Origin of the sequence: Pseudomonas sp. 50_B, assembly GCF_017491625.1 — a bacterium.
Classification (GTDB): Bacteria; Pseudomonadota; Gammaproteobacteria; order Pseudomonadales; family Pseudomonadaceae; genus Aquipseudomonas; species Aquipseudomonas danubii.
The window spans coordinates 1-225 of record NZ_JAFGYX010000239.1 but is presented as its reverse complement, the minus strand read 5'-3'; the positions used below and the strand labels follow the sequence as shown (position 1 = coordinate 225).

Genomic DNA, 225 nt, shown 5'->3' with positions numbered 1-225 from the left:
AGATCGGGAAGAAATAGCCCAAGGTGCTGAACAGCAGGACGAAGTAGCCGACGTTGCCCAGCCAGGCGCTGATCCAGTAGCCCCAGGCGGACGAGAAACCCATGTAGTCGCCGAATCCGGCCTTGGCATAGGCATAGACTCCGGAATCCAGCTCCGGCTTGCGGTTGGCCAGGGTCTGGAAAACGAACGCCAGGGTCAGCATGCCCACAGCGGTAATTCCCCAGC

The 225-nt window shown here is 60.4% G+C and carries 1 protein-coding gene; it reads right to left on the bottom strand.

Annotated elements, in window-relative coordinates:
• The coding region (locus J5M73_RS31785) for an amino acid permease (RefSeq protein WP_207817088.1) at positions 1-225 on the bottom strand (225 nt) is incomplete at both ends.